We start from the raw sequence: 18,029 nt of genomic DNA, 5'->3' as shown, positions 1-18,029 counted from the left end.
AGTTCATACAACTGTTGTGTATGTTACAGCAGGTGTACAATGCAGCTATTTCTAGCTTGGCATCACGTAATTACAACCAGTATATGAGCAAAATAGCGTTACAGCTTTTTAGCTTCCTGTTGGCTACTGCCGTGAGGGCCCATTGCCAGTCAGTGCCTGAGCAGCATATCATTCAGCAAATGCTCGACTTGCCAGAGCTACAGCAATATTATCATGCAGATATATTGAATAGACTTCCTATCAAGTTGCTTGAGAATGAAAGTGCACCTCGAAATTTAAGACTGCAAAAATTTGATTTTCCAGTTTTAATACTCTCCGCATCTGAGTTGAAGAAACAGGAAATAAAGGATTACGTGAGCATACACAAGATAGTCTCTGGCAGAGATACATTGATGTATAATCTAGGTTATTCAATCGAAGGAGTTGTCTGCCGAGTGCGCTTTATCAAGCAGCACGCAGTATGGAAAATACAGAATTACTACCTGGCAGAGCAATAAGTAAACAGTCAGGTGGCAACCTCGTACATTTCCAGCATGAAGCCACTGCTACCTCTACTCGCCTTATTGCTGCTTGCTGCCTGCACTTCCACCGAGCGCGAATCGTCGGGGCGAGGGCTGGTAGAAACGATTCCTGCTGACATAAAAGGCGAATCTTCTAGCACCGAAACCGTGGGCGAAACGGCCCGCAACCATGCCTATGTCCGGCGCTTCTACCAGAAGAACGGTCAGTATTACGTTGATGTGGACTATATTCAGTTTCTGAATGGGGAGGCTGCCGTAGCTGCCGCCCGGCGCAAAGGCGATGCGCAAGAGGAAGTGGTGCAGGGCGACACGGTGTACTCGGTGTTCAACGATTATTACATTGTAAATGACAACCCGCAGGTACAGACGCTACGGCTAGATCCGGAGGCTACGCTTACGTTTTGGCGCAGCGGCGAAAACGGGCTGGAACGTTTTCCGGCCTCGCCGGCCAAAGTGCAGGCCAACGTCCCGAAGGTGTTGTTTTTGTCGCCTTTCGTAGTTGAAACCCAGCAGGGCATCGTAACCAGCCTAGCCGAGCAATACGTGCCGTAGATAGCTACCAGTGGCAAAACTGCCGTATAAGACAGCATCTATCACTCTTGTTTTTCTTCTTTTATGGCAACTGATCCATCCCAAAACACCGCCCCCGACGATCCAGAAGGCACCCGTGAAGGCGCTGCTGCCCAAGGCAAGCAAGATGCCGGCGTAGTAGGCCAATCAAGCGGCCGGCCCAGCTACGGCACCGGTGGCTATGAACTTAACCTGGACGCCGAAGAAGATGGCGGCTCCGGTAGCGCCACCTCCAGCACCAGCAAAGCTCCTCACGAATCAACTGAAGAAGAGGATAAGTAGCCTTCCAGAAAACGCTTGTTCCGAGCGGAGCGAGAAATGCAGATTGCTGCTTAGCAGTTTCCTCCTACTTCTCGCTTCGCTCGGAACAACTGTTTTTAGCCCACGAAGGGCGGCTTGAACTCCGGTACTATGCGCTTTTTCGAGGCCTGCTCGTAGGCATAGGCCACGGTCAGCAACGGCCCTTCGGTATAGGCACCGCCCACAAACGACAGCCCTACCGGCAACCCGTTCACGGCGCCCATAGGCACGGTGATATGCGGGTAGCCCGCCATAGCCGCCGGCGACGACGAACCCGGCCCCCCACCGGCATCTCCGTTGATTAGGTCGATGACGCGGGCCGGGCCGGTGGTAATGCCCACAATGGCATCAAGCTGGTTGATTTTAAGGGCGCTGTCGAGCAGCTGGCGGGCCCCGAGGTGCGACTTGCGTAGGGCAGCTTGGTACTTTGGGCTGCCGAGGCCGTCCAACTTTTGCGAGGCCTCCAGGATTTCCTGCTGGAAAAACGGCATGGCCTTGGGTTGGTTGGTGGTGTTGAAAGCAATAACGTCGGCCAGGGTTTTAACAGAGGTGTTGGCTGTGGCCAGATACTTGTTCACGCCATCTTTGAACTCGTACAGCAGCACGTCGTATTCCGCTTCGCCGAGGGCATCGGCGGGCTTGTCGATTTCAACTTCCACCACCGTGGCACCTTGGGCTTTCAGCAGTTCCACGGCTTGCTTGAACAACGGAACAGCCCCCGAAACACCTTCTAAATGCCGCTTCTCGATACCCAGCCGCTTGCCTTTCAAACCATTGGCTTGCAGAAACTTGGTATAATCGGGCTGAATCTTGCCGGTGCTTTCCTTGGTCACGGCATCGGCCGCATCTTCTCCGGTTAGCGCGCCTAGCAGAATAGCAGCGTCGCGCACGGTGCGGGTCATGGGGCCGGCCGTATCCTGGGTGGCGGAAATCGGGATGATGCCGCTACGGCTCAGCAGCCCTACTGTAGGCTTGATCCCTACCAGCCCGCAGCACGACGACGGCGATACAATGGAGCCGTCGGTTTCGGTGCCGATGGCCACGCAGCATAGGTTGGCCGACACGGCCGCGCCCGAGCCGGCGCTACTACCGCTAGGTGTCCGGTCGAGGATGTAGGGGTTTTTGGTTTGGCTGCCGCGGCTGCTCCAGCCGCTAGTGCTGCGCGTAGAGCGGAAGTTAGCCCACTCACTGAGGTTGGTTTTGCCAAGCAATACCGCCCCCGCTTCCCGCAATTTCTTGATGATAAAGGCATCCTGCGTGGCTTTGTGCCCCGCCAGCGCCAACGAACCAGCGGTGGTTTGCTGTTTGTCGCCGGTATCGATGTTGTCTTTCACCAGCACCGGAATGCCGTGCAGCGGGCCGCGGACCTTGCCAGCTTTGCGCTCCTTATCCAGGGCATCGGCAATAGTCAGCGCATCGGGGTTGACTTCGATTATGGAGTTCAGCTTCGGGCCGGCTTTATCGATGGCCTCGATGCGCTTTAGATACAGCTCGGTGAGGGAGCGGGCCGTGTACTGGCCGTTGGCCATTTTCGCCTGCAAGTCATTGATGGTGGCTTCCTGTAGCTCAAAGGCCTCGGAATTAGCGGCCGTGCCATCGGTGGCAGTAGGCAGCTTGTTAGTTTCGGTGGTGCAGGCGGTAGCGCCTATGGTGGTAAGCGCCAAGCCGGCTAGGGAGCCGTTGCGCAGGAAAAGCCGTCGGTTCATGCAGTATATTTTCAAGTAAGATAGGCACACCACGCATACTTTTCGGCTGGTTCGCAATGCAAGCTGAACCTGAAACCTCAGTACCGGAATGGCTATCAGGCGTTCAGTGACGGGCTGCTGGGCTTGGGCTTGTTGCGTTGGCACTTTTCGCCGCAGTACTTCACCTCGTCCCAGGAGTTGCGCCACTTCTTGCGGTACTCGAACGGCCGGCCACAGGTAAGACAGATTTTGGTGGGCAGATTGCCCTTAGTAAGCTTAGCAGGAACTGGCATGGCAGCAGATTGTAAAAACTACTACAGCAACGGCCTACTGCCCTCAAGGTTCAAGCAACCTTAAGCAAACCCGAAACTGCTATGCGTTGGTCCTGAGAGTTGAAGTAGATTTGTCTCGCTATACTGACGCGTGCTTAATGAAAAAGGGCCGCTCCTGAATAGAAGCAGCCCTTACTGTAACTGATAGCCAGATGATTCTGGCAGCTATTTCTCCAACTGCTGACGCAGGGTCTGTACTTCACGCTCCAGCTCCAGGTTGCGGAAGGTTACCTTCACTTCCAAGTCGGCGTAGGCGCGCTCCAGTTCCTGCTCACGGTTGCGGAGGGCAAACTCGGTTTCTTTCTGCTCGTGGATATCAGTGCAGGTGCCGAACCACTGCTTGATGGTACCGTCCTCGTGGTACTGCGGCTGGGCCTGGCCCAAAAACCACCGGTAGCCGCCTTCTTTGCTCTTGAAACGATACTCGATTTCGTAGAACTCGCCGGTAGCTAGCGAGTGGCCCCATATCTGGCGGGCCCGCTGCTGGTCGTCGGGGTGAAGTAGGTTGTTCCACATATCCGGCCCTACGCTGTCTTCGAGGGTGTAGCCAGTATAGTCGGTCCAGCGCTGGTTGAAGTAGGTGTGCGAACCGGTTGGGTCGGTAAACCAAACCAACTGCGGGATGAAATCGGCAAAGAGGCGAAACTGTTCTTCGGCCTGCCAACGAATACTGTGCTCAGTGGAAGCGGGAGTGTTCATTCGGAAGCTTAACAAGGGCGGGCCAGCTGGATTTCCATGCCCGACTGAAAATACAAGATTAATTGGCTTTGCAGGCCGTCGGTGGAGCGGCGCAGGCGTGTGATAAGGGCGCGGGTTTGTTCCTGCATCAGTTGCAGCTCCAAATACGGCCGGTTTAGTAAACTGTCGCGCTCCATGCTCCATTTGCCGGCATTTTCGGCATCGGAAGCCTGCACCCGCAGCGTACCGGGCTGCAACGAAAACCGGGTAGCAGTTGCCAGCGGGCTATTGGGGTCGTTGCGGTTCAGCACACGGTCGGCCACGCACCATTCCCCCGTAAGGTAGTCGTCGGACATCTCTAGCAGGTTGATGTCAAAGAGAAGAGTGGAGGCGCTAGTAGAAAAGGTCATTCAGAGAAAATCGAACCTGATACAAATTTAAGCAGAGCTACAGGTGCATTGGCAAGGCAGAAAAGCGGTGAAAAGTTCATCGGTTTTTCTTGATATTTCAGCTTGGCATAAGAGGCCAGGCAGTTAGCTATGGAGTCGGTTGTTTTCGGACAGTTTTTTGGGCGGACCCCGGCATACTCATCTTTCTTGCAGGGCGATAAAGCCCGTGGCGGAAAGCCAGATTGCCGGTGCCACAACCGCCGGAAACCAGCAAGCCGCAGGCGCTTGTTACACCTACGGCTTTCCGTATTTTTTGGTTGGCTATTGTTGAGCTTACGCAGCTTTTGGTCGGGCGGTCACCGGGCGTTTCAGGCGAATGATGCCCAGCTTATTGAACACCCAAATAACCGGATACGTGGGATCCAGCTCCCACCATTTCACTCCAAAGTTGGCCCGCAGCGGCAGCTTGTGATGATTGTTCTGAAACAACTCGCCGCCGGTCACAAAATCGAAGAACAGTGAGTTGCGCGACTTATCCCGGTTGTCGAAGTTCTGGTATCCATATTTGTGGCCGCTCCAATTTACAATGGCACCGTGCACAGTGCCCATCAGGAAGTGCAGCGGCAGCAACAGATACTGCCACCAGGCCGTAGCAAATACCACATAGAAACTGGTGTAGAGCAGGCCCCAACCCAAGCGGGCGTACCAGCGGTGCGCAAAATTTTCGAGTAGCACCCACTCCGGGTAGATGTTGTCCTCGAAGCGTTTGGCGGCTTCCGAGCGGCGCTGCAACACATCCTGATACACCGTTTTGGTCTTCCACATCATGGTGAAAGCATTATTGGAGTGGTGCGGGGAATGCGGGTCCAGCTCGGAGTCGGAGTAGGCGTGGTGCATGCGGTGTAGCAGCGCGTAGGTGCGCGGCGACAGGAACGACGAGCCTTGCATGAGGAAGGTGAACACAAAGAAAAACCGCTCCCAGGCTGGGTGCATAGTAAACATCTTGTGCGAGGCGTACCGGTGCAGAAAGAACGTCTGGGTGAAGAGCGACAAGTACCAGTGCGCCAAGAAAAAGGCAAGAACAGCCATAAGCAAAAACGTAAGGCGCGAAAGAAGAGGAAACACCCGCGGCGGGGCAGTACTACAAGCCCAGCATTGCCACAACAGTTCAGTAGCGGCGATGAGGCCCGCTCCGCCCCGCTTAGCACGGGTGACGGCAAGGTCAACAATACCGTTGGCCTATCCTATTCTTTTTCATAGCCTTACTCTCCTGCCAACTTGCTACCCTGATACCACAGGCCTGGTGCCAGCCACTAGGCTACCGGAAGCTATTCGCTCAGGTTCTTGGCCATTTTGGCAGGTACGCCTACGCTGTGCAGCAGGCCGCTAGTAAGGCCGTGCTGCCAGATGGTAAAAACCGAAGTATTCAGGTTCCGGTCGGAGTTGATGGTGCCGGGCTTCAACTCGCCGCCTCGGGGGTTTTCGTTGCGCACCACCAGGTTCACCACCCCAGTTAGCAGCCGGGTTTTGATGTTTTTGCGGTTGTCGTTGGTGGGCGCGGCCAGGATGGCCACCTTCAAATCCGAGTACTGCGCCCAAACCGTGCCCCAGGAGCGGCGGCGGTTGAGGCCCATCTGAAACCGAATGCTCTGTACCTCGCCGCTCTTGAACAGCAGATTGGTTGATTCTACGGTCATGGGATTGAGAATGTGGAGCGACGCGGCTCCTAGTTGGCCCGTGAGGCGATGGTAGCCGGATGGGTCGCGCAGGTTGGCTACCAGCCGGGCCGTGATGCGGCAGCGGTTCTGCAACAGCGCCGTAGCGTAGCCAGTAGCGGGACTAGTGCGGCTCATGCGGCGGGGGTCGTTGGAGATGTTGCGGAGACTGATGTCGAACTGAGTGAACGTGAACCGGCCGGGTGTGGGATTCAGCGGCGCCCGGTACTGCGAGTAGAACGTACCATTGCGAATATCAAGGCGCCGAATGTCCACTCGAAACGGCAGCCGGCCGATCATGTCGGGGGTGGCTACGGAGCGTTTTGGATTGAGGGGAAACCGACCGTCGCCGCGGGTTTGCAGCAGCGCATTGCGTAGCTGCACTTGCCGCACTAGTAGCTGCTGGCGGCGAGTGAGGGCCGAAAAGTTGAAACCCTGCATATCCAGGTCGGGAACCAGCAGCGTTACGTTGGGCGCCTGGTAGCCTTTGCGGCGCGACAGTTCAGCCGTGGAGAACTTGGGTTGTAAGCGCAGGTTGCGCAGGTGCAGGCTTTGTTTGCGGGTTTCCAGGTGCACCTGCTGGTAGGCTACGCGGTAGTAGCGGCCATCGAGCAGAGCAGTAGCTGGGCCGGTATCAACTAGCCAATTGCGGGCGTAGTACAGGCGTTCCGGGGCTCCCGCCGAAGCGCTGTCAATGCACAAATCATTAGCCAGAATATTGATATCCTGCACGTTGGGCTTTTGCCGGAGGCCAGCCACGTACAAAGAGCCTTTCTTAAGCACCAAATACCCTAATGCAATTTGACCTAGCCAAGGCTTAATTAGTTCGTGCAGCGGCTCCGGGGTGATGGTAGGCGGATCGAGGGCCAAACGGGGCAGCACCATGCGTAGCGTATCAGCTTTCAGGCGGTGGCGGCGCAGCAACCGCCGTATGTGCAGCCCGGCCACATCCATGTGAGGCAGCAATAGGTCGATGCGGGCGTAAGTGGTCTGGGGCTCACTCAAAGGCAGCCGCGGCTGCACCAGCAAGGAGTCGAGCTGCAAGCGGTGCTTTCGCAGCGAAAACCGCATACCACCCAAATTCAGGCAGTGCTTGAATGCTGCCACTCGTCCTCCTAGCAAGGCAATGTCGATGCCGTTGGCGTAGCCCAACCGGTGCCGGTCGGCGGCACCCGCAGCACTTACCAGCACGTCGTGTAGGCGTACGTCGAGTTGCCGCAGACTGGCCGAATCGGAGCTGCGGCGTGGGTGGTAGCTGCCTTGCAGCCGCTGGAGCACCACTTGGTTCAGTTGGAGGCCAGCCAACTTCAGCGGTAACCGTTCGTGCAGGGCCACAGTATCGGAGGCATCGGAAGGCGGCAGCAGTGAGGTCAGGCGCACATTTAGCGAGTCAACCCCTACGTAGTCAATGGGTACAACAGCGCGCCTTAGCAGCTGCCACAGCCCAATTCCTCTTATATCAAGCTGGCCTATGTCGAGGCGCATTTCCGGCAAGCGCGCCGCCGAATCGGTAGCCGCTTGCTGGGCTGCATTGGAGCGCAGGCGCACGTTGCGTAGCTGAATGCTACCGGCCCCCAGGCTGGTTTGCAAGCTGCCGATGCGCACTTCATATTGCCCCTTAGATTGGGTGGCAACTTGTTTTTCCAGCAACGGCCGCAGCCAGGTATCCAGCATCAGGACGGCCACGGCCGCCGCCGCTACCACCACTGCCAGCAAGAGCAGTACCCACTGCCACCAGCGCCACGCAGAAGACGTAGCGACTGGTGCAGAGGCAGAAACAGGGGAGATAACAGGCACGGATTAAACGAAAAAAAGGACGGAGTTCCCTTAACGTGTAACTGAACGGCTGCGGTTATCAAGCGGTTAATTTTTATCTACTTCCGTTCGTCTTACGTACTTTTCCCCGGCCGCTGCTTCTGCTTCTGCCCTCTGAACTTGCGCTATCACTCCAATGCTTGCCATAACTTCCCTGCTGAATCCGCAGAACGCCGACCGGATCAACCGCATTATCAAGAGCCTAGAAACCGAGTTCGGGCTCGACGACGTGCAAGCCACCGCCGATCCGCATCTTACTTATCAGCTAGCAGGAGTACGTAAGCTCTCGGCCCTGAACCAAGTGCTGCGCGACGTGGCCCGGCATACCAAGTCGTTTGTGGCGCATACCACCGGCCTGGGGCTGTTTCCGGGGCCCAATCCGGTTATCTATATCCCGGTGCTACGCTCCAATGAGCTAAACAAGTTACACCAGCGCATCCTGCACGCCACCAAGCCCTTGTGCTTGCGCACCGACAAGTTCAGCGGCCCCGACTGCTGGCTACCGCATATTTCGCTGGCTTTGCACGATACTACGCCCGAGCTGCTGGGCCCCGTGCTGCAATACCTCAATCAGCAGACCTTCAACCTAAAGCTCAGCATCAGCAACATTACCATTCTGCGGCAGGAAGGTGAGCTATTCGTACGCGAGAAGTTCTTTGCTTTTGAAGGCCACAAGCACGAAAAGACCCCGATGCTATTTGAGTAGGCCTTACAACCTGCTAGCCGGAGCTCGGCACAGAATCCGAGACATCCGCTACAATCCGGGCTAATCCGTGAGTAGCTTTGCCGCACTACTTCACCAACTGATTTTCGCTTATGTACTCAACCGTATTGCTGCTGCACTCCTGGACACGCTGGCTCGTTCTTGTTTTCGGGCTGATTGCCGTATTCCGCGCCTTCACGGGCCGCCAGGGTCGCCCCTGGACTGGCGCCGACAATGGTATGGGTGCTGCCTTCGTGGGCTCGATGCACTTGCAGCTTCTGCTGGGCTTGATTCTGTATTTTGGGTTGAGTCCTTACGGCGTAAAAGCCTTCGAAACGGCCGGCGGCGCCGTTATGAAAGACCCTATCGGCCGTTTCTGGGGCGTAGAGCACTTGGCCGGTATGCTGCTGGCCGTAATTGCCGCGCAGGTGGGCCGCACCCTCTCCAAGAAGGCCACCGACCCCATCGTGAAGCATAAAAAGGCTTTCACTTGGTTTCTGATTGCGCTGCTGTTGGTGCTACTCATGATTCCGTGGGGCATCTGGAACCCGGCCCGCCCTGCGTTCCGAATGTAAGTAGCTCTACCTGAATACCTAACAAGCCCGTTCCCCTAAAAAAGAACGGGCTTTTTCATGCGCTGTCATCTTGAACGCACGTATAAGGCGTATTGCTCGCACCAACCATTGCAACTATGAAACTGACTACGCTTTCCACACTACTTGTCCTTTTGTTGGGACTAACTGCCAATTGCAAAGACGACAAAGATGCGGCGGTAGCCTGCGGCACGCCGGCACCCACTGGGTATCGGGTGTTTCTGCAAGTCAAGCAGGACCCGCCCATTACACCCTCCGCTCCGTCTGAGTTGGCGCTTTACAGCAACGACTCAGAGGACTATACTTGCGGCAACTATATGCTTCTGACGTCCTTACAGCGCAACGGCAACACCATCCATCTAGATTACTGTGGTATTGATGTGCCCACTGTCTGCCTGGCCAGCATCGGCCCGGCAGTCAACAGAACCTCACTGCAAGACCTTCCAATACAGCGCTACAACCTAAGCATCAACGTGCGCGGCCGCACCACAACAGGCAGCCTAGACCTCACCACCTCCCCAGCCTCACTGACTATAGCAGATCCAACTGTGGCGGCTGTACGGCCCTAGTCTGGCAATGTGAGCAGACTGAATTTACATACAAAAGCCTCCCGAAACGCTGTCCGGGAGGCTTTTTATATGTTCACTTTATTAGATGCCTTGTCCGCCCGATACCTCGATGCGCTGGGCATCAATCCAGCCAGCTTCATCGGTGCAGAGAAAGGCCACTACCGGCCCAATGTCGGTGGGCAGCCCAACCCGGCCCATGGCAGTCAGGCTGGCAATATGGGCATTGATTTCTTTGTTGTCGCGGGTGCGGCCGCCACCAAAATCGGTTTCAATGGCGCCGGGAGCCACAATATTCACGCGGATACGGCGGCTGGCCAGTTCCTTGGCCTGGTACTTGGTCAGCGTCTCCATAGCCGCTTTCATGCTGGCGTAGGTAGAGGAGTTCGGGTAGATAATGCGCGTTAGCCCCGACGAAATATTGACAATACCGCCGCCGTCGTTGAGCAAGGGCAGCGCCTTCTGGGTTAAGAAGAAGGGGCCTTTCAGGTGGATGTTCAGCATATCATCGAATTGCTGCTCCGTCACTTGGTCGTAGGGCTGGTAGAGGCCCGTGCCCGCGTTGTTGACGAGAAAATCGAACCGTTCCGTACCGAAAGTGCTGCCAAGCGTGGTCTTTACCTGCTCGAAAAACGCATCGAAGGAGCCGGCGTTGGAGGCATCCAGTTGCAGGGCGGCAGCTTTGCGGCCCTGGGCTTGAATTTCGGCTACCACAGCGGCGGCTTCGTCCTGCTTGCTGTGGTAAGTTAGGATAACATCGAGGCCTTTGGCAGCCAAGTGCTGAGCCATGTTCTTGCCGAGGCCGCGGCTGCCGCCGGTTACGAGGGCTATTTTGGTGGTGCTCATAATGAAAATCAGAGTTTGATGATAAGGCAAAGTTCCTCTACAGCCGCCGTTCTGTTCTGGTGAGTAGTTCAGATTAAATGGTAACAGCTTCCGTTTTTACGCTTCTCTATATCCGCTCATGCATTCATAAGTCTTTCTTCTTATGCTAGAACTAAAAGCCGTTTGATGGCTACTAAATCTTAATTCCTTTTTCTTTTTTAGCTATGATTGAATGCTAATGTCAAGCAATACTGATGTGTTGCTCGGCCCACACCTCTTCCCGATACTGACGGGGCGTGATGCCGACGAACCGCTTGAAGAACTTGGTGAAATTAGACGGGTCGTAGGTGAGTTGGGCCGCCACTTGCGCCACTGACTGCTGCGGGTTGCGCAACAGTTCTTTAGACACCGCTACTAGTTTGCGCTCATAGATGGCGCAGGGAGCCTCGCCGGTGGTGAGTTTAAGCGTGTTGCTGAGGTGGGTGGGGTGAATGCATAGTTGCCCGGCAAAATCCCGAATTTCCAGGGCCTCCGTGGCCCGGCCGGCTACCAAGTCGTCCACGTGGGCGTGTACGAGGCGGGTGAAGTCGGCGGTTATTTCATGCTGGCGGGCTAGGATCTTCTTTGGCAGAGGCGTAGTCAGTGGCATATATTGAGTAGTAGATGAGGTACTAAGGTGGAGACGCAATACCGCGTTTTATACTTGCTGCTAGTTGAAATGCATGCTCTTTTTCGGTTGGCCGCGGCCAAGGCGAAAAGATACGTTTCTACCGTCTTGAGAACATATACCGCGCCTGATAGTTTGATTTGCGTAACTTCACTAGTATGAGTAAGCCCACCTCCCTCGAAGAATTCTACCAGCAGAAGATTCACTGGATGCCCGAGAACCTAAAACAGGACATCGGCCATTTCAACATATTCCGGCTCGATGATTTCGTAGGCCCGACAGCTTGCCACCTCCCCTACAGCCGCAAGGATTTCTATAAAATCACGCTGGTAAAAGGCCGCAGCAATTACCATTTTGCCGATAAAACGGTGGAAATCCGGGGCAACGCACTGCTGTTCGCCAACCCCATGGTGCCCTACGATTGGGAGCCGCTCGACGACAACCAAACGGGGTACTTCTGTATTTTCACCGAGGCATTTTTGCAGCGCTACTTGGTAGCAGGCGCGCTGGACATGCCCATGTTCAAGCCAGGCGGACAGCCGCTGTACTCCCTCACCGATGCACAGTTAGCTGGCGCTACGCAGCTGTTCGAGAAGATGACGACGGAGTTGGATTCTGACTATGCCTTCAAGTACGATCTGTTGCGCAACTACGTGTTTGAGCTGGTACACAGCGCCCTGAAGCTGCAACCGGCCACTACGCTCTACCAGGAAAGCAACGCCGCCACCCGCATTGCCTCGCTGTTCACGGAACTGCTGGAGCGTCAGTTCCCGATTGAAACGCCGGGCCAGCAGGTGCGGTTACGCAACGCCAACGCCTTTGCCGGGCAACTGGCCGTGCACGTCAACCACCTCAACCGCGCCCTGAAGGAAGTAACCGGCAAAACCACCACTCAGCTCATTGCCGACCGGCTAGTGCAGGAAGCCCACGCGTTGCTCAAGCACACCGCTTGGAACGTGTCGGAAATCAGCTACTGCCTGGGCTTCGAGGAACCTGCACATTTCAACAACTTCTTCCGCAAACAAACGGGCACCACCCCTACGGCTGTACGCACTGTTTGATTTTCGCAAGTATCGGTTTGAAACGGGCAAGCTGACCGGCCTTGCTGTACTCTAGTTTTGCAGTGTACTAAAACACGCAACTATGAGTACTTCTCACATCTGGTTTGTGCCGGTGCCGCCTCTTGGATGCCCCCGCGCTGTCCCATCTGCCCGCCAAGAAATTAGCATCTGGCATTCTCTCACTGTTTCAACTGGCTTCGAGCAGTAGCAGCACCCGAAAGCGGCAGTGAGTATGACTTCTATGTTACGATTTTGCTTTTGGCTGCAATAAAATGAAGCCAAGCGCGTCTGCCTTTGTAGTAGCCTTCCACTTTAACCGCTTTCCTTATGCTCTACCAATTCGCAAGCCTCGCCCTGAGCGATTCGCTGTCTTATCAAGAAAACTATCAACAACATGAAAACCAAGAATATATGGTTCGTGACCGGCGCCTCGAAGGGGTTGGGTCTGACACTAGTACAACACTTATTGGCCCGCGGCTATGCGGTGGCAGCCACCTCGCGCAATCTAGAAGAACTGAAACAAGCCGTGCCGCCTAGCAACGGCCAGTTCCTGCCGCTGCACATGGACCTCGGCAACGAGGACAGCATCCGGCAGGCCATTGCCACTACCATCAGCACCCTCGGCGGGCTTGATGTGGTAGTAAATAATGCGGGCTACGGCCAGCTTGGCGCTCTGGAAGAATTATCCGACCAGGAAGCCCGCCGGAATTTCGATGTGAACGTGTTTGGGTTGCTGCACGTGCTGCGGCACGCCACGCCACACCTGCGGCAGCAAGGCGCGGGCCGCGTGTTCAACATTTCCTCGGTTGGGGGCTTTGCGGGCAACTTTCCAGGATGGGGCGTTTATTGCGCCACCAAGTTTGCAGTGGCCGGCCTCACCGAATCGTATGCGGCGGAGGTAAAGGAGTTTGGCGTGCAGGCCAGCGTAGTATACCCCGGCTACTTCCGCACCGGCTTCCTGACTTCCGGCTCGTTGGGCACGCCCCAACGTCCCCTGCTCGAGTACCAAGCGGTGCGCGACTCCCAGACGGCCCACGAGCACCAAATCAACGGTAACCAACCCGGCGACCCGGAAAAAGCTGCTGCCCTCCTGGTGCAAACCAGTGAAGCCGAACAGCAGCCTGTCCACCTGTTTTTGGGCGCTGATGCCTACCAGATGGCCGCCCAGAAAATAGCCACCGTACAGCAGGATATGCAGCAATGGCAGGCAGTAGCCACCGCCACTGATTTTGCGCAAGCCTAGGTATCTGATTATTAGCAGCAAAAAGCCCACTGCCAAATTTAGCAGTGGGCTTTTTGCTATTAGCTACCAAATCTGACAGGGCTTGCCAAAGGAATTCACAGGTCAAAAAATATAAAAAATCACATATTAATCAGACCTCAACAACAGTATTGCGTATGCACCTATAATCCAAACTTTTACCCACAAAACACTATGAGCCAGAACCTGCTAGAGCTTGTCCAAAACTACTTTGGGGGCGACACAGTGCGCCAAACCAGCACTGCGCTGGGCGAAAATGAAGGCGGTATCGGTACTGCCTTGCGAAGCATTGTGCCGCTTGTGTTAGGTGGTTTATTTGCCCGTTCTCAGCAGCCCGGCGGTACCACCGAATTGTTTGGGCTGGCCCAACAGGCGCACAGCAACGGTATTTTGGGTAACCTGAGCAGCTTGCTAGGTGGCATGGGCGTCAACAGTACGGCTCCGGCTTCCGACGGCGGCCTGCTTAACAAAGGGGCTGAGCTACTCCGCTCGGTACTAGGCAGCAACTACACCTCCGCCGTAGAAGGCGTTAGCCAGCAAGCCGGCGTACGTACGTCAACCACTAGCAGCTTGATGGCTATGGCCGTGCCCGTTGTGCTGGGGCTACTAGGCAAGCACAGCGCCGAAAACAACCTTGATTCCAACGGCTTTGGCAGCTACCTCAACGACCAGAAAAGCAGCATCATGGGTGCGCTTGGCAGCTTGCCAAGTGGGCTGGGTTCTATATTATCCGGGTTAGGCCTGGGCGCAGCAGCCAGCAGCGTAGGCAATACCGCCAGCGCCGCAGCCACCGGTTTCGGCAACGCCGTTTCGGCCACCGCCGACCGTACCGGCGACGCCGTGCGCAACACCGCCCGTGAGGTGGAAGCCACCGCCAGTTCCCCGAGCCGTTGGCCGTGGATTCTGCTCCTCCTGCTGGGCCTAGCGGCGCTGTTTTACTTCATGCGCGGCTGCAACAAAGAGCCTGAAGCCACCGTGCCTGCTGCCACCGAACCCATGGCCGACACCACAGCCATAACGCCAGCCGCTCCCGCTGCCCCAACCGGCCGCTACGACGAAGCCAGTGGCAATTACATCTATGAAACCGGTGCCAACACCGACATCAATCTCTCGGATGGTACCGTACTGAACGTGGGCAGCAGCTCCATTGAAGCCCGCCTGTTCAACTTCCTCAACGATGCCAACCAAACGGTGAGCGACGACAAAACGCAGGGTTGGATGAGCCTTGACCGAGTGTACTTCAATACCGCCAAATCCACGCTGACCGCTGAGTCGCAGGCGCAACTCAAGAATATTGCGTCCATTTTGAAAGCCTTCCCCAATGCAGCCATCAAGTTCGGCGGCTACACCGATAACGTAGGCAAGGCTGACATGAACTTGACTTTGAGCGCCGACCGGGCCAATGTGGCACGCAAAGCCGTGATGGATGCGGGCATCGACGCCGGCCGGGTAGCAGCCGAGGGTTACGGCCAGGAGCACCCCATTGCCACAAACGATACCCCCGAAGGCCGCGCCCAAAACCGCCGTGTAGACGTGCGCGTGACCAAGAAGTAAGAGTAGCACCCAAGTGAAAAGCCCCGCTGCTAGTTAGCAGCGGGGCTTTTTTTATTCTGCTATTTTATACTTAAATAGCTTTAATTCAAACTATTCATCCTCACGTTCTATGCATTCAACTTCTATCTCATCCGTTGTTCTAGACCCCAAGTTGGCTCAGTCAGTGCATGGTGCACCGTTGGATACCTCCACTCACCACGCCCCTGCAGCTTGCTTAAACTGTAGCACACTTGTCGCCGATAGGTTCTGCGGGCACTGTGGGCAGGATGCGCACCATACGCACCGCCTCACCATGGCCGACATGCTGCACGACATTCCGCACAGCATCTGGCACGTAGATAAGGGGATTTTTTACTCTATCTGGAATATTCTGACCCGCCCCGGCTCCACCATCCGCAACTACTTAGCCGGGCAGCGCAAGTACCACTTTCCGCCGTTGTCGCTACTGCTGCTAGTAACTGGTATTTACGCCTTTATTTCCTCAGCACTACACATTGATCTGCTACCGCCCCGCGACCCGGCCGTACCCGAGGCTATATGGGAGGCACAAAAGTCTAGCATCGAATTCGTGGCCAAGTATATGAGTTGGGTTTATGTGGGACTAGTACCGATAATAGCCGCGTTTGCCCGGCTGTTTCTGCGTCGTGGGGGCTACAACTATGCCGAATGCCTTGTTATTGCGGCATTCATCACAGCGGTTTGCAATTCCATCACCCTGTTCTTTCTACCTGTTTCCTATTTCTACTCTGGCACTGTCTACATCACGAAAGTAGGATTCCTGGTATCACTATTAAGCTTCGGCTACGCCACTTGGGCTTATGGCTCTATGCTGGCGCACACGGGCCTAAGTTTAGCCGGGCGTCTGATAAGAGGCTTTTTCCCATTTGTGTTGGGCAGTATTGTCCCATCTGTGCTGGTAGGAATGGTTGTGGCGGGGTTAAATTTTAGTACCATTAAAAAAGACGTGCAGCAGCAACAACTCCAAAAGCAGCAAGCCAAATCGGCCCCTGCGCCGGCACATGCAGCAGTGCCCACTCACTAGGAGCCAGCCGATATCCGGGCATAAACGAAAAGCCCCGCCGCTGACAGTCAGCGGTGGGGCTTTTTAATAACGCTAAGCAACAATTATTGCCCTAGCACCATGGCAAACACCAACGGCGCTACAATGGTAGCATCCGACTCGATGATAAACTTGGGCGTGTCTTGGCCCAGTTTGCCCCAGGTGATTTTCTCGTTCGGCACCGCACCGGAGTACGAACCGTAGCTGGTAGTGGAGTCCGAAATCTGGCAGAAGTACCCCCATAGCGGCACGGAGGTACGGCCTAGGTCTTGGTGCAGCATTGGTACCACGCAGATGGGGAAGTCGCCGGCAATGCCGCCACCAATCTGGAAGAAACCGACCGGGCTGGCGTCGGTGGCTTGCTCGGTGTACCAGCCGGCCAGGTAAATCATGTACTCGATGCCGGTGCGTACGGTGTGCACGTTCTTGATGTCACCCGAAATAACGTGGCCCGCGAAGATGTTGCCCAGCGTGGAGTCTTCCCAACCGGGGCAGATGATCGGCAGGTTTTTCTCGGCGGCAGCCAGCATCCAGCTGTCTTTGGGGTCAATCTGGTAGTACTGCTCCAGTTCGCCCGACTTCAGGATCTGGTAGAAGAACTCGTGGGGGAAATACTGCTCGCCAGCCTTATCGGCCTTTTCCCAGAACTTCAGTACCGAGTGCTCCAGGCGGCGCATGGCCTCTTCTTCGGGGATACAGGTGTCGGTTACGCGGTTCATGTGGCGCTCCAACAGGGCCTGCTCATCGGCGGGCGTTAGGTCGCGGTAGTTGGGTACCCGCTCGTAGAAGTCGTGGGCTACCAGATTGAAGATATCCTCCTCTAGGTTGGCACCGGTGCAGCTGATGATTTGCACCTTATCCTGCCGGATCAACTCGGCCAGTTGGATGCCCATTTCGGCGGTGCTCATGGCGCCGGCCAGCGTTATCATCATCTTGCCCCCTTCGGCGAGGTGCTTGTTGTAGCCTTCGGCGGCATCAATCAAAGCAGCAGCGTTGAAGTGGCGGTAGTGGTGCTTGAGGAAGTTGGTGATTTGCATTGCGTGTATGTTCGGTATTAGTGGGTGTGCGGTGTACAATCAAATTACAACCGGGAATCGTTCAAGAATTAAGCGCTGTATCAAAGATTCTGAATAGCGCCCAATTACAGCTGGGTTCCTCACAAAACGGAGGAAGTTGGCTACAGATCGAAGTGCTTTTTTAGAAGCGCCGGGGGAATTGTGGAATCCCACTCGTCATATTCTTCATCCATGCCTTCGGCAAAGTAAATGAAGTCGTCCGTGCGGGGCAGTTTGTTGAAGTCGAGCTGCTGCATTACCCAGCTGATCATCTGCTTGAACTGCTCTTGCAACTCGTTGGTATCTGTTTCATCGTCGTTGTAGCATATTTCTTCGTACGCCGTAAACAGCGCGAGCGTAGGCTCTGATAGGTCGGCCTGCACATGGTCGGTGTAGTAAAACCAGGAAGCTACATCATAAATGTGGGCCCCTACATCCTTGTGTAGGGCCCGCACTGGTAACAGCATTCCGGTGGCATCCAGGGTCGATTCAAAGTACAGGCAAAAGGCCTGTAGTGGTGCATCTTCGGGATACTTCGCGGCGTAAGAATCAATGAACTCCTGCGTATCAGCCCGCAATGATTCGCCTAAGGCTTCGAAGTCAAATGCTTTCTTCTTCATACAAACCGGTTGAGTGAGCTGAATTTGCTTGACGATATACCTGTTCGGGCAGGCTACTC

The 18,029-nt window shown here is 55.5% G+C and carries 20 protein-coding genes; 10 read left to right on the top strand and 10 right to left on the bottom strand.

Going from position 1 to position 18,029, the window contains the following annotated elements; translation table 11 throughout:
• Window positions 1-20: 20 nt before the first annotated feature.
• The 3 genes from G536_RS0123285 (at window position 21) to G536_RS0123275 (ending at window position 1,373) form a co-directional block, all read left to right on the top strand.
• Window positions 21-497: a hypothetical protein gene (locus G536_RS0123285; protein WP_022826019.1), complete on the top strand. Its 477-nt coding sequence runs from the start codon at window positions 21-23 to the stop codon at window positions 495-497.
• A gap of 36 nt (window positions 498-533) precedes the next feature.
• Window positions 534-1,073, top strand: coding sequence for a hypothetical protein (locus G536_RS0123280; protein ID WP_022826018.1), 540 nt, complete (start codon window positions 534-536; stop codon window positions 1,071-1,073).
• A gap of 63 nt (window positions 1,074-1,136) precedes the next feature.
• On the top strand, window positions 1,137-1,373 hold the full coding sequence (locus G536_RS0123275) for a hypothetical protein (protein ID WP_022826017.1): 237 nt from the start codon (window positions 1,137-1,139) through the stop codon (window positions 1,371-1,373).
• A 95-nt stretch (window positions 1,374-1,468) separates the two neighbouring features.
• Here G536_RS0123275 and G536_RS0123270 read toward each other — a convergent pair whose 3' ends face one another.
• The 6 genes from G536_RS0123270 to G536_RS0123245 all read right to left on the bottom strand — a co-directional run bounded on the left by G536_RS0123270 (window position 1,469) and on the right by G536_RS0123245 (window position 7,987).
• Window positions 1,469-3,097, bottom strand: a complete 1,629-nt coding sequence (locus tag G536_RS0123270; RefSeq protein WP_022826016.1) for an amidase — start codon at window positions 3,095-3,097, stop codon at window positions 1,469-1,471.
• 95 nt (window positions 3,098-3,192) lie between these two features.
• Window positions 3,193-3,369, bottom strand: coding sequence for a DUF2256 domain-containing protein (locus G536_RS31630; protein WP_022826015.1), 177 nt, complete (start codon window positions 3,367-3,369; stop codon window positions 3,193-3,195).
• 204 nt (window positions 3,370-3,573) lie between these two features.
• Window positions 3,574-4,107 carry a PAS domain-containing protein gene (locus G536_RS0123260; RefSeq protein WP_022826014.1) on the bottom strand — a complete coding sequence of 178 codons (534 nt, stop codon included), beginning with the start codon at window positions 4,105-4,107 and terminating at the stop codon, window positions 3,574-3,576.
• Between the two features lie 8 nt (window positions 4,108-4,115).
• Window positions 4,116-4,496, bottom strand: coding sequence for a hypothetical protein (locus G536_RS32535; protein ID WP_022826013.1), 381 nt, complete (start codon window positions 4,494-4,496; stop codon window positions 4,116-4,118).
• 312 nt (window positions 4,497-4,808) lie between these two features.
• Window positions 4,809-5,564: an acyl-CoA desaturase gene (locus G536_RS0123250; RefSeq protein ID WP_022826012.1), complete on the bottom strand. Its 756-nt coding sequence runs from the start codon at window positions 5,562-5,564 to the stop codon at window positions 4,809-4,811.
• A gap of 239 nt (window positions 5,565-5,803) precedes the next feature.
• Window positions 5,804-7,987 (bottom strand): AsmA family protein, encoded by a 2,184-nt coding sequence (locus G536_RS0123245; protein ID WP_157530889.1) that lies wholly within the window; start codon window positions 7,985-7,987, stop codon window positions 5,804-5,806.
• Between the two features lie 154 nt (window positions 7,988-8,141).
• On the opposite strand from G536_RS0123245, the gene G536_RS0123240 reads away from it, so the two are divergent.
• The 3 genes from G536_RS0123240 to G536_RS0123230 all read left to right on the top strand — a co-directional run bounded on the left by G536_RS0123240 (window position 8,142) and on the right by G536_RS0123230 (window position 9,870).
• On the top strand, window positions 8,142-8,711 hold the full coding sequence (locus G536_RS0123240; protein ID WP_022826010.1) for a 2'-5' RNA ligase family protein: 570 nt from the start codon (window positions 8,142-8,144) through the stop codon (window positions 8,709-8,711).
• A 110-nt stretch (window positions 8,712-8,821) separates the two neighbouring features.
• Window positions 8,822-9,283 carry a hypothetical protein gene (locus G536_RS0123235; RefSeq protein WP_022826009.1) on the top strand — a complete coding sequence of 154 codons (462 nt, stop codon included), beginning with the start codon at window positions 8,822-8,824 and terminating at the stop codon, window positions 9,281-9,283.
• A 116-nt stretch (window positions 9,284-9,399) separates the two neighbouring features.
• Entirely contained in the window at window positions 9,400-9,870 is a 471-nt protein-coding gene (locus G536_RS0123230) for a hypothetical protein (RefSeq protein WP_157530887.1), read from the top strand.
• A gap of 81 nt (window positions 9,871-9,951) precedes the next feature.
• Here the strand turns inward: G536_RS0123230 and G536_RS0123225 are convergent, their stop codons facing one another.
• Both G536_RS0123225 and G536_RS0123220 read right to left on the bottom strand, forming a co-directional pair.
• Window positions 9,952-10,713, bottom strand: coding sequence for an SDR family NAD(P)-dependent oxidoreductase (locus G536_RS0123225; protein WP_022826007.1), 762 nt, complete (start codon window positions 10,711-10,713; stop codon window positions 9,952-9,954).
• A gap of 220 nt (window positions 10,714-10,933) precedes the next feature.
• Window positions 10,934-11,341 (bottom strand): helix-turn-helix transcriptional regulator, encoded by a 408-nt coding sequence (locus G536_RS0123220; RefSeq protein ID WP_022826006.1) that lies wholly within the window; start codon window positions 11,339-11,341, stop codon window positions 10,934-10,936.
• A 176-nt stretch (window positions 11,342-11,517) separates the two neighbouring features.
• Here G536_RS0123220 and G536_RS0123215 point away from each other — a divergent pair, with 176 nt between their 5' ends.
• From G536_RS0123215 to G536_RS0123200, 4 genes are all read left to right on the top strand, one after another.
• Window positions 11,518-12,420 (top strand): helix-turn-helix domain-containing protein, encoded by a 903-nt coding sequence (locus G536_RS0123215; RefSeq protein ID WP_022826005.1) that lies wholly within the window; start codon window positions 11,518-11,520, stop codon window positions 12,418-12,420.
• Between the two features lie 394 nt (window positions 12,421-12,814).
• Window positions 12,815-13,663, top strand: coding sequence for an SDR family oxidoreductase (locus G536_RS0123210; RefSeq protein WP_022826004.1), 849 nt, complete (start codon window positions 12,815-12,817; stop codon window positions 13,661-13,663).
• Between the two features lie 192 nt (window positions 13,664-13,855).
• Window positions 13,856-15,235 carry an OmpA family protein gene (locus tag G536_RS31130; RefSeq protein ID WP_022826003.1) on the top strand — a complete coding sequence of 460 codons (1,380 nt, stop codon included), beginning with the start codon at window positions 13,856-13,858 and terminating at the stop codon, window positions 15,233-15,235.
• A gap of 292 nt (window positions 15,236-15,527) precedes the next feature.
• Window positions 15,528-16,277 (top strand): DUF3667 domain-containing protein, encoded by a 750-nt coding sequence (locus G536_RS0123200; RefSeq protein WP_022826002.1) that lies wholly within the window; start codon window positions 15,528-15,530, stop codon window positions 16,275-16,277.
• Window positions 16,278-16,360: 83 nt separating this feature from the next.
• Here the strand turns inward: G536_RS0123200 and G536_RS0123195 are convergent, their stop codons facing one another.
• Both G536_RS0123195 and G536_RS0123190 read right to left on the bottom strand, forming a co-directional pair.
• Complete coding sequence (locus tag G536_RS0123195) at window positions 16,361-17,332, bottom strand: deoxyhypusine synthase family protein (protein WP_022826001.1); 972 nt, start codon at window positions 17,330-17,332, stop codon at window positions 16,361-16,363.
• A gap of 140 nt (window positions 17,333-17,472) precedes the next feature.
• On the bottom strand, window positions 17,473-17,970 hold the full coding sequence (locus tag G536_RS0123190) for a hypothetical protein (RefSeq protein WP_022826000.1): 498 nt from the start codon (window positions 17,968-17,970) through the stop codon (window positions 17,473-17,475).
• Window positions 17,971-18,029: the final 59 nt, after the last annotated feature.

The sequence above is a fragment of the Hymenobacter norwichensis DSM 15439 genome, assembly GCF_000420705.1.
Classification (GTDB): domain Bacteria; phylum Bacteroidota; class Bacteroidia; order Cytophagales; family Hymenobacteraceae; genus Hymenobacter; species Hymenobacter norwichensis.
Note: the sequence above shows the minus strand (reverse complement) of the source record. Positions and strands in the feature narration are given on the sequence as shown.

Bases quoted from the DNA above. Each gene is read 5' to 3' on its own strand.
- G536_RS31630 (WP_022826015.1), bottom strand. From the start codon at position 3,369: ATGCCAGTTCCTGCTAAGCTTACTAAGGGCAATCTGCCCACCAAAATC.
- G536_RS31130 (WP_022826003.1), top strand. From the start codon at position 13,856: ATGAGCCAGAACCTGCTAGAGCTTGTCCAAAACTACTTTGGGGGCGAC.
- G536_RS0123280 (WP_022826018.1), top strand. From the start codon at position 534: ATGAAGCCACTGCTACCTCTACTCGCCTTATTGCTGCTTGCTGCCTGC.
- G536_RS32535 (WP_022826013.1), bottom strand. From the start codon at position 4,496: ATGACCTTTTCTACTAGCGCCTCCACTCTTCTCTTTGACATCAACCTG.
- G536_RS0123235 (WP_022826009.1), top strand. From the start codon at position 8,822: ATGTACTCAACCGTATTGCTGCTGCACTCCTGGACACGCTGGCTCGTT.
- G536_RS0123260 (WP_022826014.1), bottom strand. From the start codon at position 4,107: ATGAACACTCCCGCTTCCACTGAGCACAGTATTCGTTGGCAGGCCGAA.
- G536_RS0123230 (WP_157530887.1), top strand. From the start codon at position 9,400: ATGAAACTGACTACGCTTTCCACACTACTTGTCCTTTTGTTGGGACTA.
- G536_RS0123200 (WP_022826002.1), top strand. From the start codon at position 15,528: ATGGCCGACATGCTGCACGACATTCCGCACAGCATCTGGCACGTAGAT.
- G536_RS0123220 (WP_022826006.1), bottom strand. From the start codon at position 11,341: ATGCCACTGACTACGCCTCTGCCAAAGAAGATCCTAGCCCGCCAGCAT.
- G536_RS0123250 (WP_022826012.1), bottom strand. From the start codon at position 5,564: ATGGCTGTTCTTGCCTTTTTCTTGGCGCACTGGTACTTGTCGCTCTTC.
- G536_RS0123240 (WP_022826010.1), top strand. From the start codon at position 8,142: ATGCTTGCCATAACTTCCCTGCTGAATCCGCAGAACGCCGACCGGATC.
- G536_RS0123275 (WP_022826017.1), top strand. From the start codon at position 1,137: ATGGCAACTGATCCATCCCAAAACACCGCCCCCGACGATCCAGAAGGC.
- G536_RS0123195 (WP_022826001.1), bottom strand. From the start codon at position 17,332: ATGCAAATCACCAACTTCCTCAAGCACCACTACCGCCACTTCAACGCT.
- G536_RS0123285 (WP_022826019.1), top strand. From the start codon at position 21: ATGTTACAGCAGGTGTACAATGCAGCTATTTCTAGCTTGGCATCACGT.
- G536_RS0123210 (WP_022826004.1), top strand. From the start codon at position 12,815: ATGAAAACCAAGAATATATGGTTCGTGACCGGCGCCTCGAAGGGGTTG.
- G536_RS0123215 (WP_022826005.1), top strand. From the start codon at position 11,518: ATGAGTAAGCCCACCTCCCTCGAAGAATTCTACCAGCAGAAGATTCAC.
- G536_RS0123225 (WP_022826007.1), bottom strand. From the start codon at position 10,713: ATGAGCACCACCAAAATAGCCCTCGTAACCGGCGGCAGCCGCGGCCTC.
- G536_RS0123270 (WP_022826016.1), bottom strand. From the start codon at position 3,097: ATGAACCGACGGCTTTTCCTGCGCAACGGCTCCCTAGCCGGCTTGGCG.
- G536_RS0123190 (WP_022826000.1), bottom strand. From the start codon at position 17,970: ATGAAGAAGAAAGCATTTGACTTCGAAGCCTTAGGCGAATCATTGCGG.